Raw genomic sequence first — 20,212 nt, 5'->3', positions numbered from 1 at the left:
GGGCCGCCCCCTTACCCCGCTGCTACATGATACACCAATCAAAAAAAATGAAAGATTATTTTTCATGCCGGATAGAAAAAAAGCCGCCATGATCGGCGGCTTCCGGTTTTGGAGGCTTTATTACAAGTGCGTCCCGACAATTGGGACGCACTCCAGGGAAAATACCATGCTCGGTAGCTAAACCGCCCTTACAGCACCTTGAATGTATTGGTTACGCCCTCATAGGCGCTGATCTTCCCGGTCCAGCCCGATTTCCAGTTACCCTTGTGCCTGATGCGGTACGTGCCGGCATCGGCATTCTTGGTGTGCCAGGTTATGGTGATCTTCGAGTAGGATACGCCGTTGCGCTCCCACCGGTAGGTCGTTTCCGGGTCCCAATCGCGCGCCACCGGCACATAGCTGCCGTTCACGAGCTTTTCCACAACCAGGAACGTGTCCTGGGTCCTGAGGTTGTTGTTGGGATGGCCCCCCCAGAACTGCGCGCTCACCGTATCGCCCTTCGAATAGCTCGCGCCCGGCTGGGTTATGACATCACCGAAGCTCTTGAAGAGGGGCTTGTCGTCAAACAGCACCTTCGCCGTAAAATCGACCGTGAGGCCGGTCACGTCCTGGGGAGCCGGGCCGGCGGGAACATCCGTGCCGTCCATGATGGCCCTGCAGAGCTTCGCGTATTCCTGCCGGAACGCGGCGAGCTCGTTGGGGCCGAACTGCGTGCAGGCCCCCTCGTACCACTGCGCGGCGTATTCCTCCCTGGTGGCCAGGTACGACGCGTAGGAGTTGGCAAGGCTTGATATGACAGTGTAGTTCACGCCGCTATCCGAAAGGCCCGACAGGAGCGTGCTCTTGATGCGGCGTCCCGCCATGGTGGTGACCTCGGTGGGTACCGCGGCTATGGCCAGGTTCCCGATCTTAACGACCTGGAGGGGCATAATCTGCGGCGTCATGGTGGGGCCGTTGATGTTGATATGGGCGATGCCGGTCGGAATGAGGACCGGTTTTTCCGCCTGGCATTTCTTGTACGCCGCGTCATTGGTGGCGGGCCACGCGAAGGCGAAGATGCCGCCCAGGAAAGTGCTCAGGAACGTGGAGGCCGCGTTGTCGCTCCAGTTCAGGCTCTCAACGGTGGTGCCGTTCGGGAACAGGGGCGACGGGCTCGGATTGTCAGAGGGACTCCCGGCGGAAAAGGACGCGCCCATTCCGGCCGCGCAGGTGACGCACTGCGCCGATTCGACATAGAGCGTCCGCATGTCGACCCATTCATGGCGAAAATCGATGGAGCCCGAAAGCTCGGTCGTGGCGCCGTTGTACAGCTCCCTGGCCTTGTTGTATTGCTTGAGAACCGCGTTCTCCAGGCTCTTGTTCTTTTCAAAGGTCACATCGGACGGCGCAAGGCCGAAGCCGATATTGGGCGTCACGTCGCCGGCGCTGGCCTGGGCGAAGGCCGCTACGAAGGTCCGCGCCGTGAGATAATCGGTCCCTTTGTCCTTTTCAAAAAGATATGAGGCCCACCCCTTGTTGTCGCCGCTTATCAGGGTATTGTCCGGCCCGATGCTGTCCGGATGCACCGCGTACCAGTTCAGCGTGCCTATCTCCTCGCCGTCGAGGGTGACGAACTTCAGGAGGGTCATGGTCTTATCGGTGATGCCGTCATAGAGGGCCCGCTCTGTGGCGGGATTGTTATTGTAGGCGGTCTCGGCACGGTTTCCGCCGCAGCCTTCGATGGTTCCCTGGTTTATCAGGATCCTGCCGCGGCTCAGGTTGTTGTGGGCGCGCAGTATGGACTGGTATATGCCGTCGACGATGGCGTTGAAATTCTGCTTCACGAATCCATTCACCGTCGCGTCATAGAGAAAGTATCCGGAATATCCGCCGGGGCCGTTGTGGGTGTGGGTGGCGGAGAGGAGCACGTTCTTCTCGTTATAGTATTTAGCCAGACTCGCGTTGGCCGCGATTTTCTCGCAGACCTTGACCTTCACCATCTGGAAGAGCATGCCCAGGTCGGCGTTGACGAAGACGACCCGCCTGTCTGAATCGCCGGCGATGAAGGCCCGGGAGCGGAGCCGCAGGTGGATGCCGCTCGTCTTCTGGGTCGAAACGGCGAAACCCTGCATCACGATCTCGCCGGCTGGCCCCGTTATGTCATAGATTCCGGTGCCGACCAGGTACACGCTGCCGCCGCCTTCAGTTTTTTCACCGGGAAGCACGGTGGGGGCCGCGGTATCCACAATGCCATTGGAAACCACTCCTGAAGAGGACAGGCCGGGGAGCCACCCGAGAATCGACAGGGACTTGTTATCTGAATCGTTGTCGCATCCGGAAAATAAAATCAGAAAAACCGAGGAGCAAAGTAAGACTATTCTGGAAAAAAAGTGCTTGTTATTGTCCATGATCAGCCCCCTGAAGTTATCTTGAAAATGTCAGGTTTTTAAAAAACCACACAGACGGTTTTTATAATTGTATTATATAATATAATATGATATTAGTCATATCAAAATCTGATTAATCAGTATTTGATAAGTTCAGGGTGTCAGAGTAAAACAAATTTATGATACCGGAACAATAAAAAATACAAATTATTGTACAAATAATTAATTTTGAACATATGAAAGTAAAAAAAACCAGCCCCTATACTTCACTGCAGGATCTAATTTTAAAAAATATGACAGGCGGTCCCGATTCCCTGGTTGTCGCTTTTTGCCAGGGTATTATGGAACTCTATCCACTCCAGGGATCGGCCATTGCCTTAAGAAAGGATTCGGGCTTTGCCCTCCGCTACAGCCGGAATATCTTTACGGATAATCCGGGGATGGTCTTCGATTATACCGATGCCGATATAATCGTTTTCTCAAGGGAAGAGAATTATTCAAAAAACGAGCTTTTGTTTATCCCTGATTCAAACCGCACCATACTCCTCATCATAGCGCCAACGAAAAAAAACCGCGTCAATATCCCCAGGATGCAGGAAGGGATCGATCTCCTGGCCATGGCCCTGGCGATGCAGAAAAATCATGAGGACCTGTCGTTGAAATACGACACCTTCCACACCATATTTCAGAAAACGACGAACCTCACGGCCATCCTCAACGCGCGCGGCGAGGTCATTGAATGGAACGAAGCGGCTGAACAGCTCTACGGCAGGGGCCTGGCCGACGCCCCGGTCAGCTATATCGATTTTATCCATGAGGACGAGCTGCAGCGCACCCGGGAGCTCTTTGAAGACCTCTACCGGAACATCATCGATTACCGGAAGACCCTGGACCCCCGCAGGCTTGACCGCGACATCTCCTACCGGGATGCGGCGCGGGAAACCATTTTACAGATAGGAACGCGCCAGGGTTTCACGAAGCTCACGAGCCGCAGCGGCGACAAGACCCTTAATGTCGATTACACCATGAGCCTCATCATCGCCCCGGGCACCCTCGATATTGCCGGCTACATCGTCACCACCACCGACATCACGAAAAGAAAAAGCATGCATGACCGGCTGGAGGAGTCGGAGCGCAAGTACCGCGAGCTCTTCAACCTGGTGCCGCTCTTTTCCATGCTCATCGACACCTCCGGCAAAACCATCGACTACAACTACGTGTCCATGGAGGATTACGGCCTCGACCCGAACCACGAGGGATTGTCATACATGGATTTCATCCACGAAGAGGACCGGAACCGGGCCGCCTCGCTCTTCATCGATCTCTTCACCAGCGCCGTCGGGGTAAAGAACAGGTGGATCAAGGACAAGGCCGTCTCGATGGAGGAGTGCGCCCGGGAGCTCCGGTCCCTCCGCATCAGGAACGAGCCGCTCCGCCTGCTGAGCCGCGGGCGGGACAAATTTTTCGAGACCCAGTTCAGCGCCAGTCTCTGGATCGGCGAATCAGGCCTTGAGATCAAGGGCGCCCTTCTCTCCGCAGTCGACGTGACGGAGCGGAACAACTACCGGAGAAAGCTGGAAGAATCCGAAAAAAAATACCGCGAGCTCATCGAGAAGAAGACCCGGGACATCATCTTTTCCCTGGACGGCAGGGCGCACTTCGTCATGGTCAACAGCAACATCAGGGACAAGCTCGGCTACCCCGAGGATTCGGTCATCGGCAGGTACATCATCGACATCCTCTACAGGGACCCCATTGACAAGAACCAGATCAACCGGGAAACCTTCCTGGAAAACATCCACCGCGTCCTCCACGACCGCGCGCCGGACGTGCGCTTCAACGCCGTGTGCGACCACAAGTTCCTGGGCGAACCGGTGACCCTTCAGTTCAAGCTCGATCCCATCATTGAAAACGACGCCGTAGTCGGCATCATGGGCTTCGCGTCGGAGATATCGGACGATCCGCTGCGCGAGTATCTGCAGGAGGAGACCCTCTCCTTTACCATCGACAACCGGCTCACCATCGCGGACGAGGTGAGTTTCAGGATCACACGGAACCTCCAGAAGTTTTTGCCCATCGGCAGGATAAACCTGCTGAGGCTGGGCCTCAGGGAAATGATCATCAACGCCATCGAGCACGGGAACCTGGGGATCACCTACGAGGAAAAGACCCTGGCCCAGAAGAACCAGAACTACCATGACCTGCTCAGGGAGCGGCAGATGAGCGCGGTCAATCGCCGCAAAAAGGTCCGTATCGATTACCATCTCACCGAAGACGAAATTTCCTATACCATACGGGACGAGGGCGATGGATTCGATTACAGGAAATTCATAAAACTCAAGGTAAAGAGCCTCAATGACCAGCTGCTGTCCCACGGCAGGGGCATTCTGATCACCCGGTCGGTATTTGACCAGATACAGTATAACGATAAAGGGAACGAGGTTCATCTGGTGGCGCGCTTGAAAAAAGATTTCAAAATAAGATAGTTATCGCCCCGACTACCGATAACTATCGGTCTCCCACCGAAAACCATTGGAGTTCCGGCATTGAGGTTGAATCCAGGCAGCCCGGAATGCAGTATTTGACAATGCTCTGACCCCCATTAAAATCAGGCAAAATGACTCCTTATGTCTCATAAACCTTAAAAATATCCAAAACATTGGTCCAAAACTTATTATTTACCTCTCTTTGTAAAATTCCATTCAGTTTATTACATCTCCTAACGATATATTAATAGGCCAAACAACGAAACGGGTAAAGTGAACATGCTCCATTTAGGTGATTTAAAAATCGCTCAGACCAACAACATGGTTATTTCTTCGCTGCCGCAGCAGGGCGCCAAGGCAACCGTGGATGTTTCATCTGAAACGGGCTTTTTCAACATACTGAAGGGCCAGGTCCAGTCAGCGGACCAGGTATCCCCTTCTTCGATTGATAGACCTGAGCCGCAAAGGAATGTTACCGCCGCTCCGGCAGAGGATAAGCAGCCCCGGGAAGATACCCGCAAGAGCACTCAGAAGGATGAGCCTTCCCAGTCCCAGGCCAGGGCCGAAGAGCAGCAGGGGCAGAAGGCCGCGGCCCAGCTTCAGGGAAAAGAGGGAAAAAGCGCTGACACGAAAAACACAACCGAGAAAAAACAGGCTGTGGAGCAGCAGCCGGCCGGCAAAATTGATAAGGAAGCCGGAGCCGGAACCAGGATCCGTGAAAAGCAAAAGCATAAGAAAGCCGGCGAACCGGAGATGCAGGAGCTCCAGGACGGCCTGTACCGGATGATCGATTTTCTTAAAGGAAAGGATCAGCCGGAGATCAAGCAGATCAAGGCATCCGTCCAGGAACTGCACGACCTGCTCCGCGATACGAAGCAGAACCCGGACCGCGCGACACTGAAAAAGGTCCTCGATAAACTGGCATCTTCAATTGACGGATATATCAGGTCCGCCCTGGGCGGAAAATCAGAACAGGCGGCCGGCTCCCTCGCGGGGATCCAGGAAGCGCTGAAAAAGATCAGGGCCGTTGACGATAAGAACCAGGCCCGCAAGAATGCCGGCTCTCCCGAAGGCGCCGCTCCGGCCGTGAAGGATCTGCTGGCAAAAATTGAATTCCTCCTCGACGGCGTCAAGGGAGAGGGCTCCCATCAGCGCTCCGGCGCCAACGACCAGGGGAGCACCCCGTCATTTTCATTTAACGCCGTGAAAGGCGACGTGTCCGCCAAACACACCGACGTCGCGGCCGCAGCTCCGAAGAACAGCCTTTTCAGGGAAAACCTTGAGAGCATAATCCAGAACGCGAAAGTGGTCGTCAGGGACAGCCGGAACGGCTCCTTCTCGGTGCGCCTGCACCCGGATGAGCTCGGCACGGTCAGCATCAGCCTGAAACTGCATGAGGGAATCGTCCGCGGCAGCTTCCTGGTCGAGACGCCGGAGGCCAAGGAGCTTCTCACGGGAAACCTTGAGTATATCCGCCAGCAGCTCCAGGACGCGGGCATCGCCGTGGGAGAATTCCAGGTGAACGTGAACGACCAGCGGGGCAGGCTGCTGAGGGACCGCGACGAGCATGGCTCCGCCTTTGTCGCGCCGGCGGAACAGGCCGTGGAAATCGAGAGCAGCTTCGCCGCGAACGCCCTCGGGTACCATGACGGCCGCATCAATCTGGTCATATAGGAGAATCCAATGAAGGTAGCGAAAATGTCAGCGGAAGAGATGATGGCGGCGCGGCTCGAAGCCGACCTGGTCAACAAGAAGGTCAACCATGGCAAGGAAGGGATCAAGGGCGTGGCCGACAAGGACATGTTCATGAAGCTTCTCGTCACCCAGCTGAAATACCAGGACCCGACCAGGCCCATGGAAGACCGCGAATTCATCGCCCAGATGGCCCAGTTCTCATCGCTGGAGCAGATGTCCAACCTGAACAAGGAGATGGGAAATTTATTGAAGAGCGCCCGCTCCAACGAGGCCTTCTCGATACTGGGAAAACAGATTGACGCACTGAATCCGCTGACCAACCGGCGCGTATCCGGCGTCGTGTCGTCCATACAGTACAACGGCGACGAGCAGATCCTCATGGTCGGCAACGAGCAGGTCCGCATGGGCGACATCAGCGCCGTGCGGAACGCCGAGGTGCCGGCAGCGAGCGCTGCGGCCGCCTATTCAAGCGCCGCCACGATATCAACGAGCATAAAGGGCTCGATGGAACAAAAAGCGGGAAATAATCAGATGAACGGCAGGGACGCCGTCCAGAGCAACCAATAATCAGCAAAGAGGAGATTTGCCACTATGATGCGTGCACTCTATTCCGGTGTTGCCGGTCTGAAGAACCACCAGACCAGGATGGATGTTGTGAGCAACAACATCTCGAACGTGAACACCTACGGCTTTAAGACGAGCCGTGTCACATTCCAGGACATGATCTCCCAGACCCTGTCCGGGGCGGCCAAGCCCGAGGAAAACCGCGGCGGCGTCAACCCGAAACAGGTGGGACTCGGCATGACCATCGCCTCCATCGACAGGATATTCACCCAGGGGAGCCTCCAGACCACCGGCAACCAGACCGACCTGGCCATATCCGGCGACGGATTCTTCGTCGTGTCCGACGGGGACCGGAAATTCTACACCCGGGCCGGCACCTTCGGCATCGACAAGAACGGCACGCTGGTGAATCCGGGCAACGGGCTCAAGGTCCAGGGATGGATGGCTACCCGCAACCAGGCCGGGGAGATGGTGGTCAACCCGAGCGGGTCCCTCGAGGACATCGTCATTCCCATATACGGAAAGGTCGACGCGAAGGAAACATCGAACATCAAGTACAAGTGCAATCTCGACTCGCGCTATTCCGTGGTTCCTCCCAACGCCACGGGACGCATGCGCTCATCGGCAGGGGTCACCACCAACATAGACGCATATGACAACCAGGGGAACACGCACCGCCTCACCATGGTGTTCTGGAAGACCGGCCCGAACCAGTGGACCGCGTCCGCGGCGATCGGCGGATCGACGACTCCCCTCACCCTTGACGTGCCGGCCGGCGCCGCCCAGCAGAACAACGCGAACCCCTCATCCCGGATCAACCTCCGCTTCAGCCCGGACGGCAAGCTCGTGTCCGTGGCCGACGAGGGGACTCCGGACGAATCGAACCAGGGGAGCCTCATCGTGAACGCCAACTGGCGCGTGGCGGGAGACCCCAACATGCGCACCATCCAGCTCGACATGGGCAAGGCCGGTCTCCTCGAGGGCGTGACCCAGTTCGCCTCGGCCGCGACGACCAAGGCGGTGGAGCAGGACGGCTTCAACATGGGATACATGGAATCGTTCAACGTGGACAACTCCGGCATCATAACCGGCGTCTACTCCAACGGAACCAAGCGCTCCATCGGCCAGGTCGGCATGGCGGTCTTCACCAACCCGCAGGGCCTCACCGCCACGGGCGAGAACCTCTTCGAGGTGTCCAACAACTCGGGAGCGGCCAACGAGGGAGCGGCCAACACCCAGGGCCGGGGCAAGGTTGTGGCCGGGACCCTGGAAATGTCCAACGTGGACCTGTCGGACCAGTTCACCGACATGATCGTCACCCAGCGCGGGTTCCAGGCGAACTCGCGGTCCATCACCACCGCCGACCAGATGCTGCAGGAGCTTCTGAGCCTGAAGCGGTAACAGAAAGCGGGGTCACGTGACCCCGCCTGATTGACATGAAAACAGAAGGGGCACGGTATACCGTGCCCCTTTTTTTGCATGATGATTTCGTTATTCTTAATGCGCCGCGGGCTGCGCCGGTTCCGCCGGTTTGACCTTTTTCTCGAAGGTGTTGATGTTCAACAGGTCATAGATGAAGCAGTACTGGGTATAGGCGGTATTTAGAATCAATGCGCCGATTGCCAGCAGAACGAACATGCCGAACCGTGTCGGCTCCAATGAGAAAATGTTCAGGACAAAAGCAAGGCCGATGAGGGTCCTGACGTAACGATCGGATGCGCCAACGTTCTTCTTCATTTCCATAGTGGTCCCCTTGTTTTGTATGGATTTGCCCCCGCCCTGATGTCGGCGGACGCTATCACACTGCATTAGTATTGCTGATAATAGTTATCGAGGAGGGCCATTAATGCGCAAGAAAAATTTTATTATTGACTATTTTTTTTGCCGTTTGATCTCTTTACCGATATACACCGAACCGAGGAGCGCAATGGCACGAATACTATCCGGCATACAGCCGTCAGGAACCCTTCACATCGCCAATTACTTCGCCATGATGAAGCCGATGATCGAATACCAGCATGATAACGACCTCTTCTGCTTTATCGTCAATTACCATGCCATGACCAGCAACCAGGAGGGGGAGCGCCTCAGGAACTACACCCTGGAAGCGGCCCTCGATTTTCTCGCCCTGGGCCTGGACCCGGAGAAAAGCCACTTCTGGGTCCAGTCGGACGTGCCCGAGGTGACGGAGCTGACCTGGATACTCTCCTGCCACACCTCCCTGGGGCTCCTGGAGCGGAGCCACAGCTACAAGGACAAGGTGGCCCACGGCATCGTGCCCAATACCGGCCTCTACACCTACCCGGTGCTCATGGCCGCGGACATACTCCTCTACCAGGCCAATATCGTCCCGGTGGGAAAGGATCAGAAGCAGCACGTGGAGATCACCCGGGACATCGCCATCCGCTTCAACAACACCTACGGCGACATCTTCACGATCCCGGAGCCGCGGATCTCCGACGATGTAGCCGTGATCCCCGGCATCGACGGCCAGAAGATGTCCAAGAGCTACGACAACACCATCGAGATATTCGAGGACGAGAAATCCCTCAAGAAGAAGGTGATGAGGATCGTCACCGATTCAACGCCGGTGGAAGAGCCGAAGAACCCGGAGACCTGCAGCCTCTTCGCCCTTTACAAGCTCTTCGCGGAGCCGGCGAAGGTCGAGAACATGCGCGACCGCTACACGAAGGGCGGCCTCGGCTACGGCGAGGTCAAGAAGGAGCTCCTCGGCCTCATCTGGGAATACTTCGCGCCCTTCCGGAAAAAGCGCGAGGAATTAAGCGGGGACAAGGGCGAGGTGATCAGGATCTTAAAGAAAGGGGCTGATAAGACCCGGGCAGTGGCGGCGCCCACCATGGCCAAGGTCAAGGAAGTGACCGGCCTCCTGTACGAAAAGTAACTTATTCAGTTTTTTCGTCCAACGTTTCCTTTTCCTCCTGCCGGAAAATGGACAGGCTGATTTTAGCGTCCCCGCTATTCTCAGGGAGCGCGTCCTTCACCCTGTTTTCCGCGTACACCAGGATCGATTCCATGACGCTCGCCGCGTAATCCCCGTCGCGCTTTCTTATCGCCGCGGCGAGCCTGCGGTAGAGGGGGAATACGGCATCGGCGGTTCCGGCGAGGCCGTAGAAAAATTGCGTGTAATGTCGATAGATTGATCGAAACGAGTGGAACAGGAGCGCCAGCACGATATTGCCGGAATGGTTGATGATTGCCCAGTGTATTTCATTATCGCAATCGCTCAATGCCTTGACATCGTTCGCCATGCCTCCCAGGCGGCCGACCGTCTTCTCCAGCGTGACTGCATCATCGACGGACATCAAGAGGGCCGATTTCCGGGCCGCCTGCATCTCGTTTATCCTGCGGAATTCCAGGAGCGAAATAAGTATCTCCGGTTCGACGGCATCGGTCGTCTGCATGATCCTCGCCAGGAGGTCGATTGAAGCCTTGGTAAAATAATCGTTCACATAGGTCCCGCTCTGGGGCCTCCTGATCAAAAGCCCCATGTGGCTCAGCCGCGCTAGAACGTCCCTTGTCGTCACCCTGCTTACGCCGTACTGTTCCGATATCTCCCGCTCCGAGGGAAACCTGCTGCCGATGGGATATATCCCCCTGAGAATGTCCGCTTCCAGCTTCTCCAGCAATGTATCCGTGAGATTGTTCATTTTTAATTTAAGCTCTTACCGACAAACTGGTAATACAAGTTCAACACTAATGTCAACAAAAATTTCAAATAGTTCAATTATTTTCTATTAATAATTGACAAATTGGTTATTTATTTTCAAACTGGACTGTCCAGTAATAAATAATTGTGTGCACTATGAACACAAAACCTTCATCCGAAAAAATCGAGCGGGCCATTATCAGCAATATCCAGCGGTTTTCCCTCCATGACGGGCCGGGCATCAGGACAACGGTTTTCCTGAAAGGCTGCCCGCTGCGATGCCTCTGGTGCCAGAATCCGGAAACCCTTTCAGCAAGGCCCGAAGTGGCCTTCAGGCACAAACGCTGCATAGGCTGCGGCGCATGTCTCGCCGCATGCCGTTACGATGCCATCATCCAGGGGGAAGACCGGCGCGTCGATTATTCCCGGTGCACCGGCTGCGGCGATTGCGTGAAGGTATGCCCCGGCGGCGCCCTCAGCCTTATCGGCGAAGAATGGCTCACCGAAGAACTTGCCGCCGAGCTTGCCATGGATAAAGACTTCTTCCGGGAATCCGGCGGCGGCGTCACCTTCTCCGGCGGCGAGCCCCTCATGCATCCCGCGTTCCTCCGGTCGGTATGCGGGCTTCTCCGCGGGCGGGGCATTTCCGTTACGGTGGAGACCTGCGGCTTCTTCGACCGGTCCCATGTGGACATGCTGGCGCAACACGCCGATGTCATCTATTACGACCTGAAGCACATGGACCCCGAGAAGCACAGGGAGCTCACCGGCCGGGACAATGGGCGCATACTGGAGAATTTCTCCGCACTGGCTGTCGTTCACGGCGGTCTGCAGCCGCGGATCCCCGTCATACCGGGCATGAACGACGACAACGAGAACATCAGGCGCTGCGCTTCGTTCATTCTCTCCAATGGAATACGGAGCATCCATTGCCTGCCCTACAATCCCCTCGGGAGGGACAAGCTCCGGTGGATCAATACCGATCAAAGACCCCTTGAAATCAAGGCGCAGGGAACCGATAGAATGGAAGAGCTGAAATCTCTTTTTCAGAAGGAGGGAGTCGATGCAATCGTGTACAGCTGAGAAGGCATTTGGCGAAAGCGATAAAAGGATCTCCGATAGAATCGCAGAGCTGAAAAAGGCCGTGATGGAGCAGAGGCCCGGCATTTGCACCGAGCGGGCCCTTATCTGGACGAAGTACTATCGCCGAAGGGCAAACAGGAAAAAACCGGCGCCCATCGCCATTGCCGAGGCCCTCTCCTGCGTCCTTGCGGAAAAGACGGTCAGGATATATCCCCGGGAGCTCATCGTCGGCAATTACACATCGAAACGGGTCGGCGGCTCAATCTTCCCGGAGCTCCACGGCATACCGGTGCTCCTCGACCTTTTCACATTCACCCGAAGGGAAACAAACCCCCTTGAGATCTCGCCGAAAGAAAGACGGAAGCTCATCGGGATCATTCCCTTCTGGCTCTTCCGATTCCTGGGCTTCAGGGCCTTCCGATCGCCGATAGCGAAGGCGAGGTTCATCCTCGATCAGCTCGTTGCCCGCTGGTACCTGATCAATGAATCCGGGGGCATATCCCACTTCGCGCCCGATTATGAAACGCTCCTCGCTATCGGAACCGACGGATACAGGCAAAAAGCTTCGGGGCTCCAGGCCGGGACGGAACCGGGCTCCGGGGAATGGAATTTCTACGAGGGCATAAAGATCATATGCGAGGGACTGGCCCGCTTCGGCGAACGGTACGCGGCCTGCGCCGAGGAAATGGCTTCCACAGTGGAGGATGACGCGCGCCGGCAGGAGCTGATGGACATCGCCCGGGTGTGCCGCCGCGTTCCCCGGTTCAGGGCCCGCACGCTCAGGGAGGCGGTCCAGTCGCTCTTTTTCGCGCAGATCGCCCTGAACATCGAAAGCCTTGACAACTCGGTGTGCCCCGGCCGCATGGACAGTTATCTGTATCCGTATTATATCGAGGACCTTCGGTCCGGGAAGCTGGACCGGGAAGCGGCGAAGGAGGTCCTCTCCTGCCTTTCCGTCAAGATGTCCGAGATCATACCGGTGTTTTCCCGTCACCTGACCAATTTCCACGGAGGGATGTTCAACGGCCAGGTGGTTACCGTGGGCGGGACCGATGAGGCGGGAAACGATACCACCAACGAGCTCTCCTATATCTTCCTGGAGATAATGGACGAACTCAGGATGAGGCAGCCCAATTACCATGCCCGGATGCACCGCGCCTCGCCGGCGCAGTACCTCGGCTCCATCACGGCCATGCTGGCGGCCGGAAGCAATTCCCCGGCCCTCTACGGCGACGAGGCTATCGTCGCCGCCATGGTCAGGCACGGTTACGAACCCACAGACGCGCGGGATTACACCGGCGTGGGCTGCGTGGAGCCTGTGTCCCAGGGAAGGAGCTTCTCGTCGACCGACGCGGCCATATTCAACGTCCCCGGCGTGCTTGAGCTCGCCCTGAACGGTGGACGGCGGTTCGGGAAGATCGCCAGTTCCGGCGCGCATACCATGTCTCCGAAGTTAATGTCTTCCATGGATGACGTTCTTTCGGCCTTCGACACGCAGCTCCGCGCCGTGATGGAGCGCCTCATCCGGGACCTCCGCGCAGTGGAGAGGGCCAACCGGCTCTATCATCCCACGCCGCTGACAAGCATGCTGATCCGGGGTTGCCTCGAGAGCGGCCGCTGCAGCACCGCCGGCGGCGCCCGGTATAACTTCTCCGGGGTTCAGTGCGTGGCGCCGGCAGACACGGGCGACGCCCTCAGGGCCATCGAGAAGGCGGTGTTTCAGGACAAACGGTATACCCTGGCGGAGCTTGTCTCGATCCTGAAGAAGAACATACCCGACGAGAAGGACCGCGTCTATCTCGAATGCATCGTGAAGTTCGGCAACGATGACGACGAAGCCGATCGATGGACCAGGTACGTGGCGGAGACCTTTGAAAAGACCCTCTCATCACAGGGGAAAAATACCAGGGGAGGCGATTATGTAATGGGCCTCTACTCGGTAACGGCCCACGAGTACTTCGGGAGGATCACCGGTGCCCTCCCCCATGGCAGAAGGAAGGGAGAGAGCTTTGCCTCCGGCATATCGCCCCAGAATGGGAAGGATCTCAGGGGACCGACGGCGCTGCTCAACTCGGTGAACCGCCTCGAAACGACAAGGGTCGGGAACGGCCTCAATTTCAACCTGAAGTTCGACCCCCACACCCTGCGGGGCCCCGAGGGGACCGGCGCCCTTCAGGCCCTCATACGGACCTATTTTTCGCGGGGAGGGATGCAGGCCCAGATCAACGTGCTGGACCCGTCGGTGCTTATCGAGGCGAGGAACGATCCGTCGCGGTATCCGAACCTGCTGGTGCGGGTATCCGGATATTCGGCGTACTTCAACGACCTCTCGCCCGCGATGAAGGACGAGATCATCAGGCGGAGCACCCTGGAGACAGGTGAATCGGCGTAACCGTCTTCAATCGATAAAAAACCAGCCTTAGGACGTCCGTGGCGCCTTCAAAACCAAGACTGAAGACCACCGGTATTGATTATTCACGCACCCGCCGGACCACCCGGGCCAGCCTGTCACTGTATAAAGCGCTGGACAGGGGCCTTATGCTTCAATACACTGCTGTCCGATAGCATGCTTATCGTCCCGATCCGGGGGATGGAACTGAAGGATCAGAGCAGCAGCAAAAAGTATGCGGCATGGACGATGCAGGCCGAGGGGGGTGCCATGGAACTAACGATGCCGGAATTGATTATCATCGCCGGGGGTTTCCTGTACTTTATCACCGCGACGCTCTATCTGGTCGAGAAAAACAAGACCTTCGCCCACTTTATAATCGCGGCCTTCCTTTTTTCAACATCAATCTGGCAGATTTACCATGGCTTGGCGATAATGGGGGTAATGCACAACTATCCGCACTTATCTCTCATTCATTTTCCATTTTATTTCTTCAGTATACCCCTGCTCTTTTTCTTTTTCAGGATCCTTACGGAAGATGATTTTACATTCAAGCCGGGACTGCTGATTCATTTCATGCCCGGCATAGCTGCTTTTATCATCCTGATCCCTTTCTACATGCAGACATCTGAAGTCAAGCGGATGTTGTTCACTAACACAATGCAGGCGAGGGACAGGATACCTTCTCAACTTCCCCAGCCTCACGTGCTGCTCGTGCTTGTTGTGATATCGATGGTTTCATATGCCGCATATTTTGCAGTGCGGAGCGTTCCCTTTCTCATCAGGAAACGCCATGCGATGCACCGGATAACGGTTTTCTCTCTCAGTATTATCGCCTCCTTTTATATGGCGATCATAAGCTATGTCGCCATTTTCATCCTGGTCCGCTTTTTTTCCGTTGATCCAGCCTATTTCAAATACATGATCAGAATCATTTCTGTTCTTCTTTCGATTCAGATTTACATCATACTCATTGTTAAAACACGGCACCCGGATTACATTATCCGCATCCAGGCGGAAGCCAAAAAGATCCGTTATGCCACATCCCGCATAACGGGTCTCGACATAGATGGGATAATAACGAGGCTCAATGAACTGATGGTAACCGAGAAAATATTCTGCGACGAGGATTTGACCCTTGCCGGACTCGCCGAAGAGCTTTCAATAACCCCGTACCAGCTTTCACAGATCCTCAACGAACGCCTTAATAAAAACTTCAACACCTATATCAACGAGTTCCGGATCAGGGAAGCGGAAAAAATATTGATAGATGAACCGGAACGGTCCATAACCAGCATCTCATACGCCGTGGGCTTCAATACGCCGGCGACCTTCTACAAGGCCTTTGGGAAGATATTCAGCATATCTCCCATCAAGTACAGGGAAGAATGCAGGGTGACCGCCAAGAATCAGAAGTAAGCGCCCTCCGGGCCAACCAGGCATCTGTCAACAATCATGATTATTGATGCCCCTGCATATTAAAAATCATGATTGGAGAAGACAGGGATCTGCATTTAGTCTACACTCAAAAAACCGGACAGTACCAACGCGGTCATGACACGCACCCCGATGTGAATGCCCAGGGCATACCTGCGGCTCCGCACCTGGAACAGCCGCGGGAAGGCGACGGGACTGCGCGCCCGGGAAGCCTGGTACGAGCGGCCGGCATACGAAGCTCCAACAAACAATAAGCCATAGCAGAGGAGGATCAACATGAAAAAAGTCTTGTCAGATGTACTTATGATATTAATGGCAGTCTCACTTGCCGCCATATCATGCAAAAAAACCGAGGATAACAAAGCCGGCGAACTCCTGACAGTGGCAGCGCTTCCCTACCTGAATATCCCGGCATGCACTCAGGGAGATCTTTACTACGAAATAACGCTCGATTACACTTCCGGAAAAACATACTATCAAATGGGCCAGGAGTATGCGAACCTGATCCTGCAGAAAGTGCCGACATATGAAAAGATCATCGACGCATACCTTTATACCTGGACCTTAAGAGTTTCCTTCAGCAAAATGCTCACCCGGACAAATGACATTAAATCCCAGATACCGGCCGATATCGACCAGGAAATCCAGGGGGTCGCATCAGTCCTTGCAACCGCGGCAACTGATGTCCCCGGTGACGGCAAGCTCTCTCTTACCGAGCTATACATGCTCAGCATTCTCCCCGACATAGTAATCGGCGGATGCTCGGCTGTTTCGGTTTTCGGCGACCTGTCCCAGACCGGAAGCCCCATCGTCGGCAGGAACCTCGACTGGTTCGGCGGCACTCCCTATAACATCCTGTCGCAGGTCCAGGCCGTGGTTACCAGAAAATACTCCTTAGCATCAGGCAAGAAGTCGCTCTGCACGATCGGCTACCTCGGCCATGCCGGTGTGATAACCGGCATCAACAGCAGCAAGGTCTTCGCCGCCATCCTCGTATCGCCCACGCCGACATACGAATCAGCAGGCAGGCGTTCGTACAACCTGGACCTGCGCTCGGCCCTCGAAAGCTGCGACTCGGTGGATGCCGCGGGCAATTACATGATTGACCCCAGCAGGGTATATGCCGCCAGCCACAACCTCATGCTGGCAGATGCCACGACAAGCAAAGTGGTCGAAAACAATCCCATGACCGGCGGGATCAGGGCCCTGAGGACAGATATTTCCGTCCTGAACAACAACATCGCCTGGGGCATCGCCAATGCCGTAGGCGTCGTTAACTCCTACGTGCTGAAGGACAATTACGACAATCATACCGGATCCGCCTACACCTTCAACTCGGCCCGATGGGAGGCGATGAAGACGCAGCTTAACGCCAAAATCGCCGCGAAGGGCAAGCTCGGCGCCCAGGAAGTGAAGGAAGTCATAGGCTTCAACAACGGCGACGGCCCGGGCAATCCCGTGACAGGGGACCTCTACATGAGCGGAAACGTGCAGACCATCATTATCCAACCGGCAACGCTGACGATGGATGTCTTCTTCTATCCGCGGTGCGGCTCGCTCCCGCTGACCCAGACGTTTCAAACGATTCCGATAAATTTTTAACGGAGCGCCTCCCTGCGCCGGACGCCATCCCGCCCGGCGCAGTTATTGCTCCAAAGCCCCGAGATCGCCTGAGGACCCGGGCCGGGTATTCATGAAAAAATCGTCATGGACCGGGACGCCGGTTCCCTGGCCCAGGGCGGGCGATCCGGCCTGCAGCCTACATGGTTTCATTCTCGATGCGTTCAATAGTATTTTTAATCCAGTTGATCCTCATCTGGATTTCCTTCAGGATGTATTCGAACTCGTGCTGCCACAGGAGAAGATGCATTCCGCTGTCCTCCTGCTCCTTGTCTATATAGTTCTCTTCGACGGACAGGTTCTCGGCGGTAAATTCATTCTTCTCCCTGGTGTAATGGTCCAGCCCGGCGCGCAGATAGGCCAGTATCCGTTCCCTGTCGGCCGAACCCATGAATGTGAGTTTCAGGAGAAATTTCTGGAAGCTCATCATTGAAAAGGTGAACTCCATCGGCTCCGCCAGCCATGCCTGAAGCTCATCCTTTCCCTTCCTGGTGATGGTGTAAACCTTGCGGTCCTGCTTCCCCACCAGGGGCTCCTCCTTGAACGTGACGAATCCGTTGTTATGGAGGTGCTTGAGGGCCGGGTAGATCTGGCTCAACGATGCCGTAAAGAAATATCCGGTCGACTTGTCAATAATGGATTTCAGCTCGTATCCGGAAACCGACGGTCTCAATTTGATGAGCCCCAGAAGGACATGATGTAAAACCATAGGCCGCTCTTTTGTTGTGGATTTACGCAATGGACCCCGCACCATGGAGCCCCTCTTGACTTATCATTAACGATCCTTTATGGTCAAATCCTTTTTCTGTTTAACGCGTCACACTGCGGCCGCTTCAGCGCCGCATGACCCTGTCCGACCAGGCGCCGCCCGGAAGGGCCGCAGTGCCCGTGCCCCTTTCTACATGTCTTCCATCGCCATCAGGGCGGCTTGTTCGCCGGTGGCCAGCGCCCCTTCGGTGCAGGCGATGAGGAACAGGTACTCTCCCGACAGGTACAACCCCTTGACGTCGCGCATGTGATCCTTCAGGAGCCCGTGAATGGCGGGGAACTGCCCCGGCGATTCAAGGTTGATCGCCCTGTCGTAGCGGATCATTTCCGTCATGTACGGCTCGTCGGGGAAATCAGGGAAGAATTTCTGGGCTTCCCGGATAACCAGCCTGCGCCGCTCCTTCTCTGCGAGTTTTCCCAGCTCGCCGTCGTGCCATCCGGCGGTGAAACAATGCATCAGTCCTGCGCCCGGAGGGGCCGAATCCATGAGGCCCGCGGCGTCGAAGATCGTGGAAAGGATCGAGTTCTCGCTCCCCGGTATGAACAGCGACAGAAAGTATTGGGGCGTGACCTTCTTTTCAATGGGGAAGATATAGGAATAGGTCGAGCTGTACTTGCAGGTCTCCAGCGGCTTCCTCATGGTGTCGGGAAGGTCCGGGATGAGCTTCCGCGCGAGGTGCGCGTCGGTGGCGCAGATCACCTGGTCCGCCTCGATGTAGCCGTCGCGGGTCTCGACGCCCCTCACCCGCTTGTTATCGATCACTATTTTTTTTACCGGCGTCGAGAGACGCACCGAATCCTTCACCCTTTCGTACAGCCCGGCGGTTATCGAGCCCATGCCGTCCTTCATGACGCACATTCCCTGCATGAGGTGCGTCAGGGCGATGATGTGGGCAATGGTGACATCCTGCGGCCGCGCCAGGACCATGGTCCCGAGAAAGGGGCTGATCACCCGGTCCAGCGCCTCGGGGCCGCCGTGGCGCAGCGTGAATTCCGCCGAGCTCGTGTTTCCCAGCTCGAGGAGCGAATCGAAGTTCTGGCTTTTATTGTCCATTTCGCTCTGGTACTTCCGGATGGCCATTGCCAGCTTGAGAAGCTGGGGGTACGCCTTCAGGGGGAGCCCCCGGAACGAAAGCGTTTCGGGGAGGGATTTGAGCATCTCCCGCGCGCTCCCGACCACGATATAGTGTTTTTTACCCTTTCGCCAGAACCCGTACCTCTGGACCGTATTGTCCAGCACGTCCCCGAGCATATCCATTTCCTTGAGATACCTGAATGTCGTTCCCCATTGCGGCTCGGTGAACCCCGCGCCCAGCGAAAGGTTGAACCCGTTCTTCTTCACGTTCCTGCACCTGCCCCCCGCGACATTGGTCGCCTCCAGCGCGACGACATCGATTCCCTTCTTTTTCAGCGTATAGGTCGCGGACAAGCCGGCGCAGCCGGCGCCGACAACCACTACTTTTTTACCGCCCATATGAATACCTCCTGGTTATAATCACAATTATATATAATATATTATATATAATATCATATATATTCAAGTTTTTTGTGTAATAAATCTTAATTTTTTCCGATTTCGATCGTGATCTTGCATTCCCGAAGCCAACATGCCCCGGACCACAGCTCCGGTGTTTACGCCCTCCGCGGTCAAGGTTTTTCTCTTGGTCAGGCCCCGGGCGGCCTGACCGGCCCGGACACTCCATCAATGCCCCTTCCCTAAAAAATATTGACAGCGCCCTGCTCAGGTGCTAGAACCCCTCCATCGACATCGGCGATCATATCGATGACGCCCTCGTCATGCCTGACGGCCGCTGCGTCATGGTCATATCGTGCATCCGTAACGCGAAGCAGGAGGCGCTCCTCCTGGTCACGGAACCGGGAGGAAGGTTGGGAAAATACGGGAGGAGCGGTAAAGGAGGAACATCATGGCCCTGAAAAAATCGAAGAACAAGATCATCGCCGGGGTGTGCGGCGGCATCGCGGAATGGCTCGGGTGGAACCCGACCCTGGTGCGCATCGTCTACGTGGTAGGATCCATCGCGTCCGCCGCGTTTCCCGGCATCATCGTCTACCTCGTCCTCTGGATCCTGATGCCGTCGAGCGACAGTTGACGGCGTGCCCCCATTCGTGACGTGGG

At 56.1% G+C, this 20,212-nt stretch carries 16 protein-coding genes; 11 read left to right on the top strand and 5 right to left on the bottom strand.

All coding sequences use genetic code 11. The features are described 5' to 3' along the window. Positions 1-188: 188 nt before the first annotated feature. Entirely contained in the window at positions 189-2,387 is a 2,199-nt protein-coding gene (locus KA369_12960; GenBank protein ID MBP7736879.1) for a neutral/alkaline ceramidase, read from the bottom strand. A 320-nt stretch (positions 2,388-2,707) separates the two neighbouring features. On the opposite strand from KA369_12960, the gene KA369_12955 reads away from it, so the two are divergent. The 4 genes from KA369_12955 to flgE all read left to right on the top strand — a co-directional run bounded on the left by KA369_12955 (position 2,708) and on the right by flgE (position 8,512). Beyond that, positions 2,708-4,852, top strand: coding sequence for a PAS domain S-box protein (locus KA369_12955; protein MBP7736878.1), 2,145 nt, complete (start codon positions 2,708-2,710; stop codon positions 4,850-4,852). Between the two features lie 279 nt (positions 4,853-5,131). After that, positions 5,132-6,526, top strand: a complete 1,395-nt coding sequence (locus tag KA369_12950; GenBank protein MBP7736877.1) for a flagellar hook-length control protein FliK — start codon at positions 5,132-5,134, stop codon at positions 6,524-6,526. 24 nt (positions 6,527-6,550) lie between these two features. Then, on the top strand, positions 6,551-7,114 hold the full coding sequence (locus tag KA369_12945; GenBank protein ID MBP7736876.1) for a flagellar hook assembly protein FlgD: 564 nt from the start codon (positions 6,551-6,553) through the stop codon (positions 7,112-7,114). A gap of 24 nt (positions 7,115-7,138) precedes the next feature. Then, positions 7,139-8,512, top strand: a complete 1,374-nt coding sequence (gene flgE / locus KA369_12940; GenBank protein MBP7736875.1) for a flagellar hook protein FlgE — start codon at positions 7,139-7,141, stop codon at positions 8,510-8,512. 96 nt (positions 8,513-8,608) lie between these two features. On the opposite strand, the gene KA369_12935 is transcribed toward flgE, so the two are convergent. Beyond that, on the bottom strand, positions 8,609-8,848 hold the full coding sequence (locus KA369_12935) for a DUF2892 domain-containing protein (protein ID MBP7736874.1): 240 nt from the start codon (positions 8,846-8,848) through the stop codon (positions 8,609-8,611). A 190-nt stretch (positions 8,849-9,038) separates the two neighbouring features. On the opposite strand from KA369_12935, the gene trpS reads away from it, so the two are divergent. Then, positions 9,039-10,013, top strand: a complete 975-nt coding sequence (gene trpS, locus KA369_12930; GenBank protein ID MBP7736873.1) for a tryptophan--tRNA ligase — start codon at positions 9,039-9,041, stop codon at positions 10,011-10,013. Position 10,014: 1 nt separating this feature from the next. On the opposite strand, the gene KA369_12925 is transcribed toward trpS, so the two are convergent. Next, positions 10,015-10,779: a FadR family transcriptional regulator gene (locus KA369_12925; GenBank protein ID MBP7736872.1), complete on the bottom strand. Its 765-nt coding sequence runs from the start codon at positions 10,777-10,779 to the stop codon at positions 10,015-10,017. Positions 10,780-10,934: 155 nt separating this feature from the next. Here KA369_12925 and KA369_12920 point away from each other — a divergent pair, with 155 nt between their 5' ends. The 4 genes from KA369_12920 (at position 10,935) to KA369_12905 (ending at position 17,289) form a co-directional block, all read left to right on the top strand. Next, entirely contained in the window at positions 10,935-11,861 is a 927-nt protein-coding gene (locus KA369_12920; GenBank protein ID MBP7736871.1) for a glycyl-radical enzyme activating protein, read from the top strand. A 28-nt stretch (positions 11,862-11,889) separates the two neighbouring features. Continuing rightward, complete coding sequence (locus KA369_12915) at positions 11,890-14,253, top strand: formate acetyltransferase (protein ID MBP7736870.1); 2,364 nt, start codon at positions 11,890-11,892, stop codon at positions 14,251-14,253. A gap of 267 nt (positions 14,254-14,520) precedes the next feature. Continuing rightward, the gene (locus KA369_12910) at positions 14,521-15,669 is read left to right on the top strand and encodes an AraC family transcriptional regulator (GenBank protein ID MBP7736869.1); all 1,149 of its coding nucleotides are present in this window, start codon (positions 14,521-14,523) and stop codon (positions 15,667-15,669) included. A gap of 294 nt (positions 15,670-15,963) precedes the next feature. Then, on the top strand, positions 15,964-17,289 hold the full coding sequence (locus tag KA369_12905) for a hypothetical protein (protein MBP7736868.1): 1,326 nt from the start codon (positions 15,964-15,966) through the stop codon (positions 17,287-17,289). Positions 17,290-17,446: 157 nt separating this feature from the next. On the opposite strand, the gene KA369_12900 is transcribed toward KA369_12905, so the two are convergent. Both KA369_12900 and KA369_12895 read right to left on the bottom strand, forming a co-directional pair. Then, complete coding sequence (locus KA369_12900; GenBank protein ID MBP7736867.1) at positions 17,447-18,016, bottom strand: PadR family transcriptional regulator; 570 nt, start codon at positions 18,014-18,016, stop codon at positions 17,447-17,449. A 189-nt stretch (positions 18,017-18,205) separates the two neighbouring features. Next, positions 18,206-19,549: an FAD-dependent oxidoreductase gene (locus tag KA369_12895; protein MBP7736866.1), complete on the bottom strand. Its 1,344-nt coding sequence runs from the start codon at positions 19,547-19,549 to the stop codon at positions 18,206-18,208. A gap of 323 nt (positions 19,550-19,872) precedes the next feature. Here KA369_12895 and KA369_12890 point away from each other — a divergent pair, with 323 nt between their 5' ends. Continuing rightward, positions 19,873-20,010, top strand: a complete 138-nt coding sequence (locus KA369_12890; GenBank protein ID MBP7736865.1) for a hypothetical protein — start codon at positions 19,873-19,875, stop codon at positions 20,008-20,010. Beyond that, positions 20,001-20,186 (top strand): PspC domain-containing protein, encoded by a 186-nt coding sequence (locus tag KA369_12885; protein MBP7736864.1) that lies wholly within the window; start codon positions 20,001-20,003, stop codon positions 20,184-20,186. The genes KA369_12890 and KA369_12885 overlap by 10 nt, the downstream gene beginning before the upstream one ends. The last annotated feature ends 26 nt before the right edge of the window (positions 20,187-20,212 follow it).

Source organism: Spirochaetota bacterium (assembly GCA_017999915.1).
GTDB lineage: Bacteria > Spirochaetota > UBA4802 > UBA4802 > UBA5550 > RBG-16-49-21.
This window is presented reverse-complemented; position numbering and strand designations above follow the sequence as displayed.

What these genes read in the sequence shown, in the direction of transcription:
- flgE (MBP7736875.1), top strand. Translation starts at nt 7,139, where the DNA reads ATGATGCGTGCACTCTATTCCGGTGTTGCCGGTCTGAAGAACCACCAG.
- KA369_12890 (MBP7736865.1), top strand. Translation starts at nt 19,873, where the DNA reads ATGCCTGACGGCCGCTGCGTCATGGTCATATCGTGCATCCGTAACGCG.
- trpS (MBP7736873.1), top strand. Translation starts at nt 9,039, where the DNA reads ATGGCACGAATACTATCCGGCATACAGCCGTCAGGAACCCTTCACATC.
- KA369_12945 (MBP7736876.1), top strand. Translation starts at nt 6,551, where the DNA reads ATGTCAGCGGAAGAGATGATGGCGGCGCGGCTCGAAGCCGACCTGGTC.
- KA369_12910 (MBP7736869.1), top strand. Translation starts at nt 14,521, where the DNA reads ATGGAACTAACGATGCCGGAATTGATTATCATCGCCGGGGGTTTCCTG.
- KA369_12900 (MBP7736867.1), bottom strand. Translation starts at nt 18,016, where the DNA reads ATGGTTTTACATCATGTCCTTCTGGGGCTCATCAAATTGAGACCGTCG.
- KA369_12935 (MBP7736874.1), bottom strand. Translation starts at nt 8,848, where the DNA reads ATGAAGAAGAACGTTGGCGCATCCGATCGTTACGTCAGGACCCTCATC.
- KA369_12960 (MBP7736879.1), bottom strand. Translation starts at nt 2,387, where the DNA reads ATGGACAATAACAAGCACTTTTTTTCCAGAATAGTCTTACTTTGCTCC.
- KA369_12885 (MBP7736864.1), top strand. Translation starts at nt 20,001, where the DNA reads ATGGCCCTGAAAAAATCGAAGAACAAGATCATCGCCGGGGTGTGCGGC.
- KA369_12920 (MBP7736871.1), top strand. Translation starts at nt 10,935, where the DNA reads ATGAACACAAAACCTTCATCCGAAAAAATCGAGCGGGCCATTATCAGC.
- KA369_12925 (MBP7736872.1), bottom strand. Translation starts at nt 10,779, where the DNA reads ATGAACAATCTCACGGATACATTGCTGGAGAAGCTGGAAGCGGACATT.
- KA369_12955 (MBP7736878.1), top strand. Translation starts at nt 2,708, where the DNA reads ATGGAACTCTATCCACTCCAGGGATCGGCCATTGCCTTAAGAAAGGAT.
- KA369_12905 (MBP7736868.1), top strand. Translation starts at nt 15,964, where the DNA reads ATGAAAAAAGTCTTGTCAGATGTACTTATGATATTAATGGCAGTCTCA.
- KA369_12895 (MBP7736866.1), bottom strand. Translation starts at nt 19,549, where the DNA reads ATGGGCGGTAAAAAAGTAGTGGTTGTCGGCGCCGGCTGCGCCGGCTTG.
- KA369_12950 (MBP7736877.1), top strand. Translation starts at nt 5,132, where the DNA reads ATGCTCCATTTAGGTGATTTAAAAATCGCTCAGACCAACAACATGGTT.